Here is a 17,987-nt window from a genome sequence, read left to right as displayed (position 1 = left end):
AAAGCTTCTCACACAAGTGAGAAGCTTTTGTACATTATTATTTAACAGTTTCAAAAGTGTTTTGAATTTCTTTTAACAGCTGCTCTGCACCGTCACGGCTTAAGATTAGTTTGCCGTTAGCAAGTGTGATATTATCATCAGATACTTCCCCGGTAACGTGGCAAGTCATGTTTGGCTTGTACTTTTTAAGGATGATTCTTTCGTCATCTACGTAGATTTCCAAAGCATCCTTTTCAGCGATTCCAAGTGTGCGTCTTAGTTCAATAGGGATTACTACGCGGCCAAGCTCATCAACTTTACGAACAATACCTGTAGATTTCATAATAAAATTCTCCTCTCAAATCTCCAAAAATATTTTTCTCTATCTATATAGTTTCGTCATTATTCGACAAAATCTTTGTTACATTTATAATACCAGCCATTCCCATATACGTCAATTACTTTATTTTGGAATGGAATAGAAAATTTTAGGAAACTCGATGAAGTGTTGGTATAACTACGATTTTCGAAATAAATGCCATTTTAAACGAAAATATGGAAATGAGCTTCCATATTTTAAGGATATGACTCTTTTCGACATTTCGACAAAATTCTACAAAAACCCATGCTATTACGATAATAATATTCGAAAGGCAGTTTCCGTTTTTAGGGATAGAAACATAAAAAAATTTATTTAAGAAAAATACTGCCAATCCTTTCTGCCTATTGGTTGCACAATTTCAAGTTTTTAGGTATATTTTGATGGTATAAGAGGTTATGCTGACGATATAACTTCTTGTAAAATATTGATATAGCAGGCCCAATAACGGCACGATTTTTTGATTAATACTCTCGTCCAAAAGGGGCGGGATTTTTTAGTATCCATTATGAGACATAGGACACAGCCAAAAACATAGTTGCATATAAATATGCACCGATGTTTTCATACAATAAGGGAGGGAATCTTGTGGAGGACAAATTAAAGACGTTTTATTTAACCACTCCAATTTATTATCCTAGTGGAAATTTACATATAGGGCATGCCTATACAACGGTAGCCGGTGATGCGATGGCGCGCTACAAGCGCATGCGCGGCTTTGATGTTATGTACCTGACGGGAACGGATGAACATGGACAGAAGATCCAGGAGAAGGCAGAAGAAAAAGGGGTAACACCTCAGCAGTACGTGGATGAAATTGTTGCCGGCATTCAGGATCTATGGAAAAAGCTTGATATTTCCTATGATGACTTTATCCGCACGACACAGGACAGACATAAGCAGATCGTTGAAAAAATCTTCGCCCAGCTTGTAGAACAGGGTGATATTTATCTTGGCGAATATGAAGGCTGGTATTGTACGCCTTGCGAGTCTTATTACACAGAACGCCAGCTTGCGGACGGCAACTGCCCTGACTGCGGACGTCCCGTTCATAAAGTAAAGGAAGAATCTTATTTCTTTAAGGTAAGCAAATACGCTGACAGACTTCTGCAATATTATGAAGAAAATCCATCTTTCATACAGCCTGAATCACGCAAAAATGAAATGATCAATAACTTCATTAAACCGGGCCTTGAGGATTTGGCAGTATCCAGAACAACTTTTGACTGGGGAGTAAAAGTGCCGAATAACCCTAAGCATGTGGTGTATGTATGGATTGATGCACTATCCAACTACATTACCGCACTTGGCTATGGAACCGATGATGATTCCAAGTATCTGAACTATTGGCCTGCAGATGTTCACCTCGTTGGAAAAGAAATTGTGCGCTTCCATACGATTTACTGGCCAATCATGCTGATGGCTTTGGATGTGCCACTGCCGAAAAAGGTATTTGCCCATGGCTGGCTTTTGATGAAGGACGGCAAAATGTCCAAATCAAAGGGAAATGTAGTGGACCCTGTTACCCTAATTGACCGTTATGGCCTGGATGCACTGCGCTATTACCTGCTTCGCGAAGTGCCGTTCGGCGCAGACGGAGTATTTACACCGGAAGGTTTTGTGGAGAGAATCAACTTTGATCTTGCCAACGATTTAGGCAACCTGCTAAACCGTACGATCGCGATGGTGAATAAATACTTTGACGGTGTTATTCCGGCATATACAGGTTCAGAAGGTGAGTTCGACCAGCAGCTGCTGCAAATGAACCGTGAGACGGTTTCCAAATACGAGGAAGCGATGGAAAAAATGGAGTTCTCTGTTGCTTTATCTGCCGTGTGGCAGCTTGTCAGCAGAACGAATAAATATATAGATGAAACACAGCCCTGGACTCTGGCGAAAGAGGAAGAGAAGAGGGAAGAGCTTGCAAGTGTGATGGTTCATCTGGCAGAATCCCTGCGCAGAACGGCAGTGCTTCTGCAGCCATTCCTGACACGCACGCCGAAGGAAATCTTCACACAGCTTAATGTCAATGAAGAAGCATTAACATCCTGGGAAAGCCTTGAGACATTCGGCCTGATTCCTGAAGGCACAAAGGTATTAAAGGGAGAACCGATTTTCCCACGCCTGGATATTAAAGAAGAAGTTGAGTTCATAAAAACAAAAATGCAGGGATCTGCTGCTCCTAAAGAAGAAGCAAAGCCCGAAGCAAAAGCAGAGGAAAAGCCGGATAGCGAGGAAATCTCAATCGATGACTTTATGAAGGTCGATTTAAGAGTGGCCCAGGTCATCGAGGCAGAACCGGTGAAAAAAGCTGATAAGCTCCTGAAATTACAGCTGGATCTTGGCTATGAAAAACGCCAGGTCGTTTCCGGAATTGCTAAATTTTATAAGCCGGAAGAACTGGTCGGCAGAAAAGTCATCTGTGTAACCAATTTAAAGCCTGTTAAACTTCGCGGCGAGCTTTCAGAAGGAATGATTTTAGCAGGAGGAAAAGACGGCGAACTTTCACTTGCCACCATTGCTGAATCTCTTCCACTAGGTGCAAGGGTAAAATAATATTATTTATTTTTCCTGTTAAACATAAAAACATAGAAGTGTTAAGCGTATACCGTAAGCATTTCTATGTTTTTTATTTTTGGAAAAAATTATTCTTGGAAAGTAATTTCTGGCGATTTTATATAATTGGAACCATTTTGACAGTAAAGTTATTTTGTTACATCACTGACATAATAGTAATAGAAAAATAATATGAAGGAAAAGGAGTTTTTTGATGTTTTTCGACACACACGCACATCTTAATGCCGAACAATATAGCGAAGATTTACAAGAGGTGATTGACCGGGCCCTTAGTGAAGGAATTTCCAACATTGTGGTCGTCGGGTTTGACCGTCCAACCATTGAAAAAGCAATGGAGCTGACTGAGAAATACGATTTCATCTATGCCAGTGTGGGATGGCATCCAGTCGATGCCATTGATATGACAGAGGAAGATTTGGTCTGGATTGAAGAGCTTTCCAGCCATCCTAAAGTGGTGGCACTGGGAGAGATGGGCCTGGATTATTATTGGGACAAGTCCCCGAAGGATATTCAGAAGGAAGTCTTTCGAAAGCAGATCCGTCTTGCGAAGAAAGTCAAGCTTCCCATCGTCATCCATAACCGTGATGCTACAGCCGATATAGTCGAGATCCTCAAGGAAGAAGGAGCGGGAGAAGTGGGCGGAATCATGCATTGCTTCAGCGGCAGCCCGGAAATTGCCCAAGAGTGTGTGGATATGAACTTCTACATTTCCCTTGGCGGTCCAGTGACCTTCAAAAATGCGAAAAAACCAAAGGAAGTAGCCGATGTTATTCCGCTTGAAAAGCTGTTGATTGAAACAGACTGCCCATATTTGACCCCTCATCCGCACAGAGGAAAACGGAATGAGCCCAGCTATGTCAAATTGGTGGCAGAGCAGATTGCAGAAATAAAAGGACTTTCAACAGAAGAAGTTGCACAGGCAACCACAGAAAATGCAAAAAAATTATTCGGCATAAACTGATAGCTCATTTTGTCGAAGCCTGTAGGAGCTTGTCCAAATCTTTTCTGATTCTAAAAAGTTCTACATGTCTCCTCCTTCTCATAGGATAACCATGTCGATAAGTCTCTCTTTCCTTTCATCCGGTTTTTTTGCATAATAGGAAATATGTTTACGGAAGTGTTTGCCAATTACTTGAAAAAAGGTGCTGTAATGCACGCCTGCTGATCGAGCGGAGGGCGTTTTCTGCTGGTCGGGATGTGACAGATGGAGGGCAGGAAACCTGAAGTCTTGAGGAAACTTTTTTAAATCGCTCCCGATTGCTGAGCGTCTGGTCAGCGGAATATAAAGGATTTCCAAATGCGTGAAAAATTCCTAAAACCAAAAAAGAAGGATTTTTCACCTGGATGTGGAAAAGTATAAATCCAAGGCAAGCATGACCAAAAACAGAGCATTTGCAAGAAGGCATGCATAGAAGGGAACTATCATTCATACATAGAGATAGAGTACAGTTCTAAGAATCCAGGCAAAAAAGCCCAATGCCTGCATTCTTCCAGCCTTTCGGAAGCTGGAAAATTGAAAGAGTTGACAGTCGGCGAGATACTCTATATAATCACTCCGAGAGAAAAGGAGGCGTTTTTCATCGTGATTCAAAACATGAAAAACCTGTTATCCAAGTCTTTGAGTAAAAAGAAATTGGCCATTTTTTCTGCTAGTTTAGTAGTTTTTGCTGCTGCCTGCGGTTTCATTGCATATGAAACAACAAAGAAAACAGTAGCACTGACGATAGACGGCCAAGAGAAAGTCATCAAAACGCATGCAACAACGATTCAAGATATATTCGATGATCTAGATATTTCACTCCGCTCAGAAGATTATGTGTTTCCCTCGGTAAACACAGAGGTTAAGGACAATACAGAAATTGTCTATGAACCGGCTAAACAGGTGAAAGTTGTAACAGATAACGAGAAGAAAACGATTTGGACGGCTGCAAAGACAGTCGGGGACGTTTTAAAAGAACAGAATATTACGCTGACTGAACATGATAAGGTTCAGCCAAAGCCAGAGGATACAGTTAAAAACAACCTGGAAATTCAAGTAGAGAAAGCATTCGCTTTAACGCTTAATAATGGCGGCAAAGAGAAGCAGGTTTGGTCAACTTCGACTACGGTCGCTGACTTTTTATCACAGCAGGGAATCAAGATTAATGATTTAGACCGCGTTGAACCAAAGTTGGAAGAGACAGTCAAAGCCAATGACAAAATAAAAGTCATTCGAGTTGAAAAAGTCACCGATGTAGTGGAAGAACCAATTAATTTCGCAGTTGTAACAAAGAAGGATAACAGCTTGACTAAGGGAACTGAAAAAGTAATGAATGCTGGAAAAAAAGGCCTTAAAGCGAAAGAGTTTGAAGTCGTCCTGGAGAATGGCAAAGAAATTTCCAGAAAGCTGATCAGTGAAAAGCAAGTGAAGGAAAAGCAGGATAAAGTCGTTGCTGTCGGAACAAAGGTGGCTGCAGCAACACAAGTCGTTTCCCGCGGAACAAGCAGCAAGGCAAGCGGTAAAGAAATATATGTATCGTCAACTGCCTATACGGCTAATTGCAGCGGATGCTCAGGCAAAACGGCTACCGGTTTGGACCTGCGTGCCAATCCGGGTGCTAAGGTCATAGCGGTTGATCCAAGTGTCATTCCCCTTGGAACGAAGGTCTATGTGGAAGGCTATGGCTATGCCGTTGCAGCTGATACAGGCGGCGCGATTAAAGGAAACAAAATCGATGTATTCTTCTCCTCCAAATCAGAAGCATACAAGTGGGGAAGAAAAACGGTAAAAATTAAGATACTGAATTAAATTTTGTGATGCAGGGGCTTCCCCTGCATTTTTTATTTCATTGCAGAGAAGGTTAATGGATAACATTTTTCATTTTTAAGCTGGTTCATATATAATAAGAACTATTCTTTATAAATATATTCTTCTTACATCTATTTAGACGAATTACATTACAGAAATGTTTCAAGTTTTTTTCAATTTTTTATATTTTTTTTACGGAATTTTTTTGAACATCGATAACTGTCTAGCTCCAGCGCCTACCCCCTCGAGGTCACAAGCTTGTCTTGTTTCGGCTCCTAGGGACTCGGGGTCATAAGCCGTTTCCTTTCAGAAGGAAAAACGCCTTCTTACAGGAACCGTCTTATGCCTGTCGTCCCTGGGCAGTCGCCTCCACCTTTCGGGCAATCCTCCCAAAAAGGCAAAGAACGCCTTTCCGTGAGGCTCGTCTTGTGCTTGTCGGGGGTGGGCAAGGCGCTTGCGCTTTTCTTAGGAGGAACCATGAAAATCAAGGAAATTATTGTTGTAGAAGGCAAGGATGATACAGCGGCAATCAGGAGGGCGCTGGATGCCGATACAATTGAAACAAATGGATCTGCCATTAATGGGGTAACCATTGAAAAAATAAAGCTTGCCCAGAAGACCAGAGGGGTCATCGTGTTCACAGACCCGGACTTTCCCGGACAAAAGATCCGGAATACGATCACCAATGAAGTTCCAGGATGCAAGCATGCCTTTATAGAAAAAGCGGACGCCCTCCACAAGCATGGCAGAGGAGTGGGTGTTGAGCATGCATCGCCAGAAATGATCCGCCAGGCACTAAAGGACGCACAGATTATGCAGGAAACCTATGAAGAAACCATTACACAGGAAGACCTGGTCACTGCAGGCCTGATTGGCGGGGAAGGTGCCAAGGAAAGAAGAGAAAAGCTTGGCAGGCTTCTTAAAATCGGCTACACAAACGGCAAGCAGCTTCATAAGCGCTTAATGATGTTTCAGATCAGCCAAAAGGATTTTGCTGAGGCAATCGAAGCTATTCGCAAGGAGGAACAAAATGCATAAAGACATTGCAACGCCAGCGAGAACAAAGGCGATTTTGGATAAATACGGATTTTCTTTTAAGAAAAGCCTGGGACAGAACTTTTTGATCGATACGAATATTCTCCGCAGGATTGTTGATCATGCTGATATAACGGAAGAGTCGGGCGCCATCGAAATCGGCCCGGGAATTGGGGCACTGACCGAACAGCTGGCACGGAGAAGCAAAAAGGTGCTGGCTTTTGAAATTGACCAGCGGCTGCTTCCAATCTTAGAGGAAACCCTATCGCCATATCCCCATGTATCCATCATTAATGAAGACGTATTGAAGGCAGATGTTAAGACGGCGATTGAACGGGAATTTGAAGGCTTTGACGATATAATGGTTGTCGCCAACCTTCCGTATTATGTGACAACCCCGATCATCATGAAGCTGCTCGAGGACAAGCTTCCGATCAGGGGCATTGTCTGTATGCTGCAGAAAGAAGTGGCAGACAGGATCTCGGCCCGTCCAGGCACAAAAGAGTACGGCTCCCTTTCCATTGCTGTCCAGTACTATACAGAGGCTGAAACGGCCATGATCGTGCCGAAGACGGTCTTTGTGCCGCAGCCGAATGTGGATTCTGCTGTCATTAAACTGACAAAGCGCAAACAGCCTGCAGTGGCGGTTAAAAGTGAATCTTTCTTTTTCCGGGTAACAAAAGCAAGCTTTGCCCAAAGGCGCAAGACGCTGCTGAACAACTTAACAAGCCAATTGCCTGAAGGAAAACAGAAGAAGGAACAAATTCTCTCCGCTCTCGAACAAGCGAATGTCGAGCCGGGCAGAAGAGGGGAAACTCTATCCATCGAAGAATTTGCCCGATTGAGCGATGCTCTGCTGCCTCATTTTTCATAAAAGACCAAGCCTGCTGACTATACAGCGGGCTTTTTTTTCGCCCAAACGTCTATCAACCATCCGTCATTTCTACGCACATGTTCATAGTCAAATGCATAATTTATGACATAAATAACAAATCACAAACAAGAGATTAGATGCAGACCGTGTTTACCCTCGGGAAATTGGAGTGACGACATTGACTATAAATACGATGGATATCGTCGGAAGAATTTCGTATCATTGTGATATTCTATTCCGCGTGATTGATATTAGAGAACAGGGCGGAAAAAAAGTTGCCATATTATTCGGAGAGGATATCCGTCTTGTTGCGGATGCTCCCTGTGAGGATTTAATCGTCATCAACCAGGCGCAGCGGATGAAGTTCGAACAGGAGTTCAGATCTCTTGAAGAACAGTCCTTCCAGCTATTCAGGCAGGATGTGGCTCTCTTGAGGGAGAAGCAGGAGTATGAAGTGACAGACGGCTACAGCAAGACGCTTAACTATTTTCAGATACCAGGCAGGGTTCTTCACCTGGATGGTGATCCTTCTTATTTAAAAAAATGCCTGAGTGTGTATGAAAAAATAGGTATTCCTGTAACAGGGATCCATTGCAGCGAAAAGGAAATGCCGATGAAAATCGGACAGCTCATCGATCATTACAGGCCGGATATCCTCGTTGTAACAGGCCATGATGCATATTCAAAGGCAAAGGGGAAAAAATCCGATATCAATGCTTACAGGCACTCCAGGGAATTTGTGCAGGCGGTAAGGGAAGCACGCAAAAAAGTACCGCATCTTGATCAGCTTGTCATTTTTGCCGGAGCATGTCAGTCACATTTCGAATCACTGATCCATGCTGGAGCCAATTTTGCCAGTTCTCCTTCCAGAGTGAATATTCATGCCCTTGACCCTGTATACATTGTGGCGAAAGTCAGCCTTACACCATTTATGGAAAGAATCAATTTATGGGATATCTTAAGAAATACACTGACAGGTGAAAAGGGACTTGGAGGAATTGAAACCCGGGGAGTACTGAGAACAGGAATGCCTTACAATGACGATGAATTAAATGAATCTTAATGTGCAGGCCGTTTTTCTTTTATACGGCTTGTTTTTTTATGTTATTTCTAATAAGTTATTTAGCATTTTTCGATAAATTTCGCGTGGGTATTCGTCTATTTCCCAGGTAATGAACGGCAAGCTTATAAGCTTTATAAAAACGATACATAATCTTTTCCAATTAAGGTAATCCTAAAATTGTTGAAAATTAGAAGAAAAAGTAGAACAAAACATATTGACATTTAAATTTAAACACTGTTATAATTTATATTTTTGTTTGACAGTATTGTGTCAGTGTGATATACTTAACATAGTGAGGTGGACCGAATGGCAAAAACATTATCAGATATTAAAAAAGCTCTTGATTCAAATCTTGGGAAAAGGCTCCTGCTAAAAGCAAATGGCGGGCGCAGAAAGACCATTGAACGCTCAGGAGTTCTGGCCGAAACGTATCCTTCAGTATTTGTGATTGAGTTAGATCAGGATGAAAATGCATTTGAACGGGTATCTTACAGCTATGCGGATGTTTTAACAGAAACGGTTCAAATTACATTCTATGAAGATACATCAGGACAGGTTGCTTTAAGCTAATAATATATATGACAGCGGGCGGTGAACAAATTGTTTACTGCTTTTTGTTTGCCCTTTTTTCATAAAATAGCAGGACCCTTTCACATACTATACATACCGCAGTGCGAAAGGGGATGTTAATGTTGGCCAGAAGACGCGGGGTTATGTCAGATGGATTAAAAGAAGAAATTGCGAAAGAGCTTGGCTTTTATGATGTGGTCCAAAAGGAAGGCTGGGGCGGCATCCGGGCGAAGGATGCCGGCAATATGGTTAAGCGGGCCATCGAAATCGCACAGCAGAACCTTCTTAACAAATAGCATTCGCACAGAATATGTTTAAGCATTAATATGCACTGCGTCTGCCGAGGCTTATGCCTCGGCATTTCTTCTTTCTAACAGCCATAACCTCTATATTCCAAGACACCTGAGCTTTTATGTTTATTTTGTGGTAAAATAGGACAAAAAATGGAGACGCTCTATGAGAAAAGCTTTAAGCCGCCGCTTATTGCCGGGTAAAATAAAGTCAATACTGTATGAAGGTATGGCTTTCCCTTCGAAACGAACCGGCAGGGCAAAGCACTTCGCTTGTGGAGCTGGACAGGAGTCCGATTCAAAGGAAAGAAGTAGGTGGAAATGTTGAAGGTCATGGTTAAGGCGCCTGCTAAAATCAATTTGTCATTAGATGTTTTACATAAAAGGGAAGATGGCTATCATGAAGTGGAAATGATAATGACAACGATTGATTTGGCAGACCGCCTGGAATTAACACTTTTAGATAAAGATGAGATCAGGATTATCTCTCATAACCGTTTTGTTCCGGATGATCAGCGAAATCTGGCATATCAGGCTGCGCACCTTCTTAAAGAACGGTTTCAAGTAAAAAAAGGTGTGTCCATTACAATAGAAAAAATGATTCCGGTTGCGGCTGGCCTTGCCGGCGGCAGCAGTGATGCAGCTGCGGCCCTCCGAGGTCTTAACAAGCTGTGGGGTCTGGGGCTTTCATTGGATGAACTTGCTGAAATAGGGACGGAAATCGGTTCTGATGTTTCTTTTTGTGTATACGGAGGCACTGCATTAGCTACAGGAAGAGGAGAGAGAATTCAGGAGCTTCCTGCTCCTCCAACCTGCTGGGTCATACTTGCTAAGCCGTTCATCGGCGTATCGACAGCGGATGTATACAGGAGACTCGATGTAGAGCAGGTGCAGCATCCCAATACTGAAGGAATGATCGAAGCAATCAATTCGGGCAGCTATGGTGACGTATGCCGGAACATGGGGAATGTTCTCGAGGATGTCACACTGAATATGCACCCCGAGGTCCTGCAAATAAAAGACCAGATGAAACGATTTGGTGCGGATGCTGTCCTGATGAGCGGCAGCGGCCCTACGGTGTTTGGGCTTGTGCATCATGACTCAAGGATGCATCGGATTTATAATGGCCTTCGAGGTTTTTGCGACCAGGTTTTTGCGGTCAGAATGCTTGGAGAAAGACATAAGCTTGATTAAATCCGTATATTAGTGGTATATTATCGTTAAAATATTCGGATTTAAATGGGGGTTCCACAATGAAATTTCGCAGAAGCGAACGGTTGATAGATATGACCAATTATTTATTGAACCATCCGCGTCAGCTGGTATCCTTAACTTTCTTTTCAGAAAGGTATGGTTCTGCCAAGTCTTCGATCAGTGAAGATCTCGCCATCATCAAAGAAACATTTGAGCAAAGAGGAATAGGCACGCTGCAGACCGTTTCCGGAGCTGCAGGCGGCGTCAAGTTCCATGTTAAAGTAACTGATGATGAAGCCCGGCCATTTATGGACGAGCTTTGCAGCTTAATTGCAAGCCCCGAAAGGCTTCTTCCCGGAGGTTATCTTTATATGACTGACATTCTCGGAGATCCTTTAATTGTCCAGCGTGCAGGCAGGATTTTTGCCTCAGCCTTTGCGGATAAGCCCGTTGATGTGGTCATGACGGTAGCTACAAAAGGGATTCCGCTTGCTTATGCTGCCGCAAATTACCTCAATGTGCCCGTTGTCATCGTAAGACGGGACAGCAAGGTGACAGAAGGATCCACTGTAAGCATTAACTATGTGTCAGGCTCGGCCAAGAGGATTCAAACCATGGTCCTTTCGAAAAGAAGCCTGGCAGAGGGTTCCAATGTCTTGATCATTGACGATTTTATGAAAGCTGGCGGAACGGTTAATGGCATGGTCAGCATGCTGGAAGAATTCAAAGCAAACCTTGCAGGCATTGCTGTCCTGGTCGAGGCAGAAAAAGCAGAAGAACGGCTGGTTGATGAGTACCTTTCTCTTGTGCGTCTATCCGATGTTGATGTGAGGGAAAAGAAAATCAATGTAAGTGAAGGTAACTATTTTAAAAAATAATCATATTTTTTAGGGGAGAATTCATGAAAGTCATTCAGACGAATCAGGCACCGGCAGCAATAGGACCCTATTCTCAGGGGATCACTGTAAATAACCTGTTCTACAGCTCAGGGCAAATTCCGCTCACAGCAGAGGGTGTTATGGTAGATGGGGATGTAAAAGAACAGACGCATCAGGTATTTAAAAACCTTCAGGCCGTGCTTGAAGAAGCTGGCGCGTCATTAAATACCGTGGTAAAAGCAACGGTGTTTATAAAGGACATGAACGAATTTGGAGCCATCAATGAAGTGTATGGAGAATACTTCAGCACCCATAAGCCTGCACGCTCCTGTGTGGAAGTGGCACGCCTGCCAAAGGATGCCCTGGTGGAAATTGAAGTAGTAGCACTTGTAAAATAAATAATAACCGCCATTCATTCGCCCGTTCATGTGACGGGCATTTTTATTTGGGAAAAATCTTTGAACGAAATATTCAAAAAATATTTTTAATTAAAGAAGGAGATTCAGGAAATATGTTGAATTTATACAATTAGGATTATATCTTCTCGAAAAGGTGGTGAACAGAATGGAAGTGACAGACGTAAGATTACGCCGCGTTAACACGGATGGACGTATGAGGGCAATTGCATCTATTACGCTGGATCATGAATTTGTTGTTCATGATATTCGTGTGATTGATGGGAATAATGGCTTATTCGTAGCCATGCCAAGCAAACGTACTCCGGATGGGGAGTTTAGAGATATCGCGCACCCAATCAATTCAGGAACGCGCGGTAAAATCCAGGAGGCTGTATTAGCCGAGTACCACCGTTTAGGTGAATTAGAAGTGGAATTTGAAGAAGCCGGTGCTTCCTAAGAAAATAAATCAACAAGGGCCTACTTCATAAGTAAGGCTCTTTTTTATTTCTGCTGTGAAAAAACCAAGCTCTAAGACCTCCAGCTAATGGCGGTTCTTAGGGCTTTTTTCTATCTTTCCATTACCCTTTCTATAATAAAAATAAACCATTTCTTCAAAAAATACCGTTTATGGTAATGACAATTATTTGTACTTTGTCATCAATTCTTGAAATAAGAGCCCATTTAAGATATATTCGTTATGGATAAAAAGGTTAAAATGGAGGCCTGTAAATGTCTAATCGATACGCGGTTATTTTAGCCGCAGGCCAGGGAACAAGAATGAAGTCAAAGCTTTACAAAGTACTTCACCCTGTATGCGGCAAACCGATGGTTCAACATGTAGTTGATCAAGTTACAAAGCTTAACATAAAAGAAATTGTCACGATTACTGGGCACGGAGCAGGAATGGTCGAACAGCAGCTTGGCTCAAGCAGCAAATATGCTCTTCAGGAAGAGCAGCTGGGCACCGCACATGCGGTTATGCAGGCCCGCGAAATGCTTGAAGGCAAAGAGGGTGTGACGATCGTAGTCTGCGGAGATACACCGCTCATCAGGCATGAAACGATGGAAGCACTTTTCAAGCATCATGAAGAGCTTTCTGCCAAAGCGACTATTTTAACAGCTCATGCAGAAAACCCATTCGGATATGGACGCGTGATCCGCAATGACATGGGGATGGTTGAAAAAATCGTGGAACAGAAAGATGCTTCTGACGATGAACGCAAGATAAAAGAAATCAATACTGGAACTTATTGCTTTGATAATAAGGCTTTGTTTGAAGCCTTAAACAAAGTAACAAATGATAATGTGCAGGGTGAATATTACCTTCCGGATGTTATTGAGATTCTGAAAAATGAAGGTGAAGTCGTTACGGCTTACCAGACGGCTGATTTTGGTGAAACTCTGGGTGTCAATGACCGGGTAGCCTTATCCCAGGCAGAATCATTCATGAAACAGCGGATTAATGAAGAACATATGCGTAACGGCGTGACCATTATTGATCCGTCAAACACATATATTGGTGCGGATGTGAAAATTGGCTCTGATACAGTTCTTTACCCTGGAACCATCATTTCCGGCAATACCATCATTGGTTCTGAATGTGTGATCGGACCTAATACGGAGATTTCTGATTGCCATATTGGAGAAGGCACAGTAATCCGCCAGTCTGCAGCACATGACAGCCATATCGGTTCACAAGTGAATATTGGGCCGTTTGCTCACATTCGTCCGCAATCAGATATTCATGATGAAGTGAAAATCGGCAACTTTGTTGAAGTGAAGAAGTCTGTTTTCGGAAAAGGAAGCAAAGCCTCTCACCTGAGCTATATTGGCGACGCAGAAGTAGGCAAGGATGTAAACCTGGGCTGCGGCTCGATCACAGTTAATTATGACGGCAAAAATAAGTACCTGACCAAAATCGAAGATGGTGTATTCATTGGATGCAACTCCAATCTCGTCGCACCGGTAACGATTGGGGAAGGTGCATATGTAGCAGCAGGCTCGACGATTACTGAAGATGTGCCGGGAGAAGCCCTATCCATTGCCCGCGCACGCCAGGTGAACAAGGAAAACTACACGCAAAACTTAAACATTAAGAAATAAACCGAACTTTCTATTTGTTAGAAATAAATCGATGGAGGCCCAAAATGTCAAACCAGTATTTAGATCCAAATTTAAAGGTGTTCAGTTTAAATTCAAACCGCAAGCTGGCTGCAGAAATCGCCAATGTGATTGGTGTGGAGCTTGGTAAATGTTCCGTAACGCGCTTCAGCGACGGCGAAATCCAAATTAACATTGAAGAAAGCATCCGCGGATGCGATGTGTATGTAATCCAGTCTACGAGCTCTCCTGTCAATGAGCATTTAATGGAGCTTTTGATCATGATCGATGCTCTTAAGCGTGCATCTGCCAAGACCATCAACATCGTAATGCCTTACTATGGCTATGCCCGCCAGGACCGCAAGGCAAGAGCGCGTGAGCCGATTACAGCTAAGCTTGCAGCAAACCTTTTGGAAACTGCTGGTGCAACCCGTGTGATTACACTTGACCTGCATGCGCCGCAAATTCAAGGATTCTTCGATATTCCTATCGACCATTTAATGGGTGTGCCAATCCTTTCTGATTACTTTAAGAACAAAATGATGAATGACGACATTGTAATTGTGTCACCGGACCACGGCGGCGTAACACGTGCGCGTAAAATGGCTGACCGCTTAAAAGCGCCGATTGCCATCATTGACAAGCGCCGTCCAAGACCAAATGTGGCTGAAGTCATGAACATTGTAGGGAACATCGATGGAAAAACGGCCATCTTAATCGACGATATCATTGATACTGCCGGAACGATTACACTTGCAGCAAATGCCCTGATCGAAAACGGTGCATCAGAAGTGTATGCATGCTGTACACACCCGGTTCTATCCGGACCTGCCATCGAAAGAATTGAAAACTCAACCATCAAAGAATTGGTTGTGACAAACTCAATCACTCTTCAGGAAGAGAAGAAAACAGGCAAGATTGTCGAACTTTCCGTTGCGCCGCTGATCGGTGAAGCGATCATCCGCGTTCATGAAGAGCAATCTGTCAGCACTCTATTTGATTGATCGGTCATTAAATAACTACCCAGGCTTGCTTTGCAGCAAGCCTGATTTGCGTTCTTTCTGAAAATAATAAATCTGTAAAAAACAAAAACGTTTAGACTTCCTCATTTTAGGGCATTTTTTTATATAGACAAGACTATTTTTAAAATGAGGAAGGGGACGTTTTTATGACAGCTGTATTGCAGGCAAAAGAAAGAAAAGGTTCACGCAACTCTAACTTAACCTCACTGCGCAGGGAAGGGAATATTCCGGCCGTTGTGTATGGTTCAAAGCTGCAAAGCAAATCAATCTACTTAAGCGAAGCCGATTTTCTGAAGACAATAAAGGAAGTAGGCAGAAACGGCGTATTCTCATTGGATGTAGATGGCAGCAAGCATGAAGTGGTGCTAAGTGACTATCAATCCAATCCAATTAAAAATGCAATTGTCCATGCGGATTTTCTTGCGGTAGATATGAATAAGGAAATGACGGCAGATGTACGCGTCGTCTTAACTGGAGATGCAGCAGGTGTGAAAGATGGAGGCGTTATGCAGCAATCCATGCATGAAGTCTCAGTCACAGCGACACCAAGTAATATTCCATCCTCTGTTGAAGTGGATGTAACGAACCTCCAGGTAAATGAGACCCTGACAGTCGCCGATATCAAAGCAAATCGCGGCTATGACATAAACAATGAAGAAGACACGGTTATCGCTTCCATCCTTCCTCCAAGACAGGAAGAAGAAATCAACAGCGGTGAAGAACAGGAAGCGGGCACACCTGAAAATGAAGAAGGCAGAGAAACAACAGCAGACGAAGATAAAACAGGCGAAGAATAAGCTCGGGAGACGCTATTCTTACAGGGGCTTTGCATTATGGCAAGCCCCTGTTTGCTTGGGTTTGAAATGAGCTTGCATGGGCCCGGCTTTGGACAGCCTGGGGCAACTTCGGACAGAGGAAGCGGGAAACGGGTTGTTAGAGTCGGAACCTGGGGCAGCTTCGGACAGAGGAAGCGGGAAACGGGTTGTTAGAGTCGGAACCTGGTTCAACTTCGGACAGAGGAAGCGGGAAAAGGGTTGTTAGAGTCGGAACCTGGGGCAGCTTCGGACAGAGGAAGCGGGAAAAGGGTTGTTAGAGTCGGAACCTGGTTCAACTTCGGACAGAGGAAGCGGGAAAAGGGTTGTTAGAGTCGGAACCTGGGGCAGCTTCGGACAGAGGAAGCGGGAAAAGGGTTGTTAGAGTCGGAACCTGGTTCAACTTCTGACACAAAAAGCAGGAAAAGGGTTGTTAGAGTCGGAACCTGGTCCAACTTCTGACACAAAAAGCAGGAAACGGGTGGTTAGAGTCAGAACCTGGTCCAACTTCGGACACAAGAAGCAGAAAACGTGCCCACAGAGTCAGAACTCGGCCCAAATCCAACCAGAGAGACCGAAAAAAAAGCCGGCAGAGTCCAATCCGGCAAACTCAAACCAGAATCTTCTTACCGAAACCACACACTTTCTACTATAATAAAAAAGAGAATAGATAAAGTCAGCGCACACGCCAGGTAATTCCCGGGCGTACCTGCGCTTTTCTACTATGGGGTGAGAAAATGAAATTAATTGTAGGGCTGGGGAATCCCGGCAAGCAGTATGATAAAACGAGGCACAATATTGGCTTTGATGTGATTGATGTTTTATCGGACCGGCTGAATATTCCTCTGAATCAGGCCAAGCTGAAAGGCGTATTTGGAGCAGGCTATGTGAACGGAGAAAAAGTATTTCTGCTTAAGCCTCTTACATATATGAATTTATCCGGAGAGTCCATCCGGGCTGTTATGGATTATTTCGAGATTAATGATGATGAACTTGTGGTCATCTATGATGACCTGGATCTTCCTGTGGGCAAGATTCGGCTCCGCCAAAAAGGGAGCGCAGGAGGCCACAATGGGATCAAGTCGACAATCGCACATATGGGGACACAGGAGTTTAACAGAATCCGAGTGGGGATCGACCGTCCGCCAAGCGGAATGAAGGTGCCGGACTATGTGCTCGGCCGCTTCACGAAAGAAGAACAGGCCATCATGGACGAAACGGCTAAAAAGTGTGCAGAGGCCTGTGAGGAATGGTTCAAAAGACCATTTTTACACGTAATGAACGATTTTAATCAATAATCTTCATATTTTATTAATCTTATCATAGAATAATGTATCTCACCTTTGGCGGCAGCGCCGGATGCGTGAATAAGTTCCCTGCCCGGAGTCCATACTAGGATATATGGACAGTTTAACGGGAGGGACAGGCATGTCTATTCATTATCATTGCCGTCATTGCGGAACAAAGATTGGTTCAATAGAGAACAGTTCTGTTTACTCAGAGCAGCTTGGCTTCCATAAGCTAAACGATCAGGAACGCCAGGAGATGATCTCGTATGATCAGTCAGGAGATATGCATGTTCGAGCGATCTGTGAGGATTGCCAGGAATCACTCGAACGCAATCCGGATTATCATCAGCAGGACTTTATTATTCATTAAAAAGCTTTGGAGGCAATCCAAAGCGTTTTTCTATTTCTGTTTTGAGGCATTATATATTTGATAGAAACCGTTCTATAGTTTCTTGTTGGATCCTTATGTTATTTAGTAAGATTAATGATAGAAGAAATGGATTTTGCAGACTGTCAGTTTTCAGGCTCAAAGGGGCCTGGAATGACATCTGCCTATTGGCGGTTAAACTGCCAGATCACTTTTATAAAATAAATGAGCTTTTGAACGTTGAGAACTGCCTAGCGAAAGCAGCCTGCCCCTCGAGAGTTACGGGGTAAAACAAGGCGCTTGCGCTTTTCTAAAAAGATAAGAAAATATAACTTTTAACTTCGAGAACTGTCTAGCGCAAGCAGCCTACCC

Annotated in this window: 18 protein-coding genes; 17 read left to right on the top strand and 1 reads right to left on the bottom strand. The window is 43.3% G+C overall.

All coding sequences use genetic code 11. The annotated features are described in order from the left end of the window. Nucleotides 1-37: 37 nt before the first annotated feature. Nucleotides 38-322 (bottom strand): transition state genes transcriptional regulator AbrB, encoded by a 285-nt coding sequence (locus LLY41_RS00720; RefSeq protein ID WP_095246035.1) that lies wholly within the window; start codon nucleotides 320-322, stop codon nucleotides 38-40. A 624-nt stretch (nucleotides 323-946) separates the two neighbouring features. Between LLY41_RS00720 and metG the strand changes: the two genes are divergently transcribed. The 17 genes from metG (at nucleotide 947) to LLY41_RS00635 (ending at nucleotide 17,618) form a co-directional block, all read left to right on the top strand. Further along, nucleotides 947-2,914, top strand: coding sequence for a methionine--tRNA ligase (gene metG / locus LLY41_RS00715; RefSeq protein WP_095246036.1), 1,968 nt, complete (start codon nucleotides 947-949; stop codon nucleotides 2,912-2,914). A 214-nt stretch (nucleotides 2,915-3,128) separates the two neighbouring features. Further along, nucleotides 3,129-3,896: a TatD family hydrolase gene (locus LLY41_RS00710; protein ID WP_304586667.1), complete on the top strand. Its 768-nt coding sequence runs from the start codon at nucleotides 3,129-3,131 to the stop codon at nucleotides 3,894-3,896. A gap of 633 nt (nucleotides 3,897-4,529) precedes the next feature. Then, nucleotides 4,530-5,723: a G5 and 3D domain-containing protein gene (locus LLY41_RS00705; RefSeq protein ID WP_095246049.1), complete on the top strand. Its 1,194-nt coding sequence runs from the start codon at nucleotides 4,530-4,532 to the stop codon at nucleotides 5,721-5,723. Nucleotides 5,724-6,200: 477 nt separating this feature from the next. Continuing rightward, complete coding sequence (gene rnmV / locus LLY41_RS00700; protein ID WP_095246039.1) at nucleotides 6,201-6,761, top strand: ribonuclease M5; 561 nt, start codon at nucleotides 6,201-6,203, stop codon at nucleotides 6,759-6,761. After that, complete coding sequence (gene rsmA, locus LLY41_RS00695; RefSeq protein ID WP_095246040.1) at nucleotides 6,754-7,632, top strand: 16S rRNA (adenine(1518)-N(6)/adenine(1519)-N(6))-dimethyltransferase RsmA; 879 nt, start codon at nucleotides 6,754-6,756, stop codon at nucleotides 7,630-7,632. The genes rnmV and rsmA overlap by 8 nt, the downstream gene beginning before the upstream one ends. A 178-nt stretch (nucleotides 7,633-7,810) precedes the next feature. Beyond that, entirely contained in the window at nucleotides 7,811-8,695 is an 885-nt protein-coding gene (gene yabG / locus LLY41_RS00690; protein ID WP_095246041.1) for a sporulation peptidase YabG, read from the top strand. A 306-nt stretch (nucleotides 8,696-9,001) separates the two neighbouring features. Then, the gene (gene veg / locus LLY41_RS00685; protein WP_009336667.1) at nucleotides 9,002-9,265 is read left to right on the top strand and encodes a biofilm formation stimulator Veg; all 264 of its coding nucleotides are present in this window, start codon (nucleotides 9,002-9,004) and stop codon (nucleotides 9,263-9,265) included. A gap of 122 nt (nucleotides 9,266-9,387) precedes the next feature. Beyond that, the gene (locus tag LLY41_RS00680; RefSeq protein ID WP_095246050.1) at nucleotides 9,388-9,561 is read left to right on the top strand and encodes a small, acid-soluble spore protein, alpha/beta type; all 174 of its coding nucleotides are present in this window, start codon (nucleotides 9,388-9,390) and stop codon (nucleotides 9,559-9,561) included. Between the two features lie 318 nt (nucleotides 9,562-9,879). Next, on the top strand, nucleotides 9,880-10,749 hold the full coding sequence (gene ispE / locus LLY41_RS00675; protein WP_304587994.1) for a 4-(cytidine 5'-diphospho)-2-C-methyl-D-erythritol kinase: 870 nt from the start codon (nucleotides 9,880-9,882) through the stop codon (nucleotides 10,747-10,749). Nucleotides 10,750-10,808: 59 nt separating this feature from the next. After that, complete coding sequence (purR, locus tag LLY41_RS00670) at nucleotides 10,809-11,627, top strand: pur operon repressor (RefSeq protein WP_304586666.1); 819 nt, start codon at nucleotides 10,809-10,811, stop codon at nucleotides 11,625-11,627. A gap of 23 nt (nucleotides 11,628-11,650) precedes the next feature. Continuing rightward, nucleotides 11,651-12,025, top strand: a complete 375-nt coding sequence (locus LLY41_RS00665) for a RidA family protein (RefSeq protein ID WP_048009782.1) — start codon at nucleotides 11,651-11,653, stop codon at nucleotides 12,023-12,025. Nucleotides 12,026-12,191: 166 nt separating this feature from the next. Beyond that, nucleotides 12,192-12,482 (top strand): septation regulator SpoVG, encoded by a 291-nt coding sequence (gene spoVG / locus LLY41_RS00660; RefSeq protein ID WP_009336662.1) that lies wholly within the window; start codon nucleotides 12,192-12,194, stop codon nucleotides 12,480-12,482. A gap of 272 nt (nucleotides 12,483-12,754) precedes the next feature. Beyond that, nucleotides 12,755-14,128, top strand: coding sequence for a bifunctional UDP-N-acetylglucosamine diphosphorylase/glucosamine-1-phosphate N-acetyltransferase GlmU (glmU, locus tag LLY41_RS00655; protein WP_304586665.1), 1,374 nt, complete (start codon nucleotides 12,755-12,757; stop codon nucleotides 14,126-14,128). Nucleotides 14,129-14,172: 44 nt separating this feature from the next. Continuing rightward, nucleotides 14,173-15,129, top strand: coding sequence for a ribose-phosphate diphosphokinase (locus LLY41_RS00650; RefSeq protein WP_304586664.1), 957 nt, complete (start codon nucleotides 14,173-14,175; stop codon nucleotides 15,127-15,129). A 164-nt stretch (nucleotides 15,130-15,293) separates the two neighbouring features. Beyond that, complete coding sequence (locus LLY41_RS00645) at nucleotides 15,294-15,944, top strand: 50S ribosomal protein L25/general stress protein Ctc (protein ID WP_304586663.1); 651 nt, start codon at nucleotides 15,294-15,296, stop codon at nucleotides 15,942-15,944. 752 nt (nucleotides 15,945-16,696) lie between these two features. After that, a complete protein-coding gene (gene pth / locus LLY41_RS00640) occupies nucleotides 16,697-17,257 on the top strand; it encodes an aminoacyl-tRNA hydrolase (RefSeq protein ID WP_304586662.1) in 561 nt (186 codons plus the stop codon). Between the two features lie 130 nt (nucleotides 17,258-17,387). Continuing rightward, nucleotides 17,388-17,618 carry an anti-sigma-F factor Fin gene (locus tag LLY41_RS00635; protein WP_095246053.1) on the top strand — a complete coding sequence of 77 codons (231 nt, stop codon included), beginning with the start codon at nucleotides 17,388-17,390 and terminating at the stop codon, nucleotides 17,616-17,618. Nucleotides 17,619-17,987 lie beyond the last annotated feature (369 nt).

Source organism: Cytobacillus firmus (genome assembly GCF_023612095.1).
Classification (GTDB): domain Bacteria; phylum Bacillota; class Bacilli; order Bacillales; family Cytobacillaceae; genus Cytobacillus.
The sequence above is the reverse complement of the archived record's forward strand: the minus strand, read 5'-3'. Positions and strand labels throughout refer to the sequence as shown.

What these genes read in the sequence shown, in the direction of transcription:
- LLY41_RS00710 (WP_304586667.1), top strand. Translation starts at nt 3,129, where the DNA reads ATGTTTTTCGACACACACGCACATCTTAATGCCGAACAATATAGCGAA.
- pth (WP_304586662.1), top strand. Translation starts at nt 16,697, where the DNA reads ATGAAATTAATTGTAGGGCTGGGGAATCCCGGCAAGCAGTATGATAAA.
- LLY41_RS00650 (WP_304586664.1), top strand. Translation starts at nt 14,173, where the DNA reads ATGTCAAACCAGTATTTAGATCCAAATTTAAAGGTGTTCAGTTTAAAT.
- purR (WP_304586666.1), top strand. Translation starts at nt 10,809, where the DNA reads ATGAAATTTCGCAGAAGCGAACGGTTGATAGATATGACCAATTATTTA.
- LLY41_RS00705 (WP_095246049.1), top strand. Translation starts at nt 4,530, where the DNA reads ATGAAAAACCTGTTATCCAAGTCTTTGAGTAAAAAGAAATTGGCCATT.
- LLY41_RS00645 (WP_304586663.1), top strand. Translation starts at nt 15,294, where the DNA reads ATGACAGCTGTATTGCAGGCAAAAGAAAGAAAAGGTTCACGCAACTCT.
- LLY41_RS00665 (WP_048009782.1), top strand. Translation starts at nt 11,651, where the DNA reads ATGAAAGTCATTCAGACGAATCAGGCACCGGCAGCAATAGGACCCTAT.
- rnmV (WP_095246039.1), top strand. Translation starts at nt 6,201, where the DNA reads ATGAAAATCAAGGAAATTATTGTTGTAGAAGGCAAGGATGATACAGCG.
- veg (WP_009336667.1), top strand. Translation starts at nt 9,002, where the DNA reads ATGGCAAAAACATTATCAGATATTAAAAAAGCTCTTGATTCAAATCTT.
- spoVG (WP_009336662.1), top strand. Translation starts at nt 12,192, where the DNA reads ATGGAAGTGACAGACGTAAGATTACGCCGCGTTAACACGGATGGACGT.
- rsmA (WP_095246040.1), top strand. Translation starts at nt 6,754, where the DNA reads ATGCATAAAGACATTGCAACGCCAGCGAGAACAAAGGCGATTTTGGAT.
- glmU (WP_304586665.1), top strand. Translation starts at nt 12,755, where the DNA reads ATGTCTAATCGATACGCGGTTATTTTAGCCGCAGGCCAGGGAACAAGA.
- LLY41_RS00720 (WP_095246035.1), bottom strand. Translation starts at nt 322, where the DNA reads ATGAAATCTACAGGTATTGTTCGTAAAGTTGATGAGCTTGGCCGCGTA.
- LLY41_RS00635 (WP_095246053.1), top strand. Translation starts at nt 17,388, where the DNA reads ATGTCTATTCATTATCATTGCCGTCATTGCGGAACAAAGATTGGTTCA.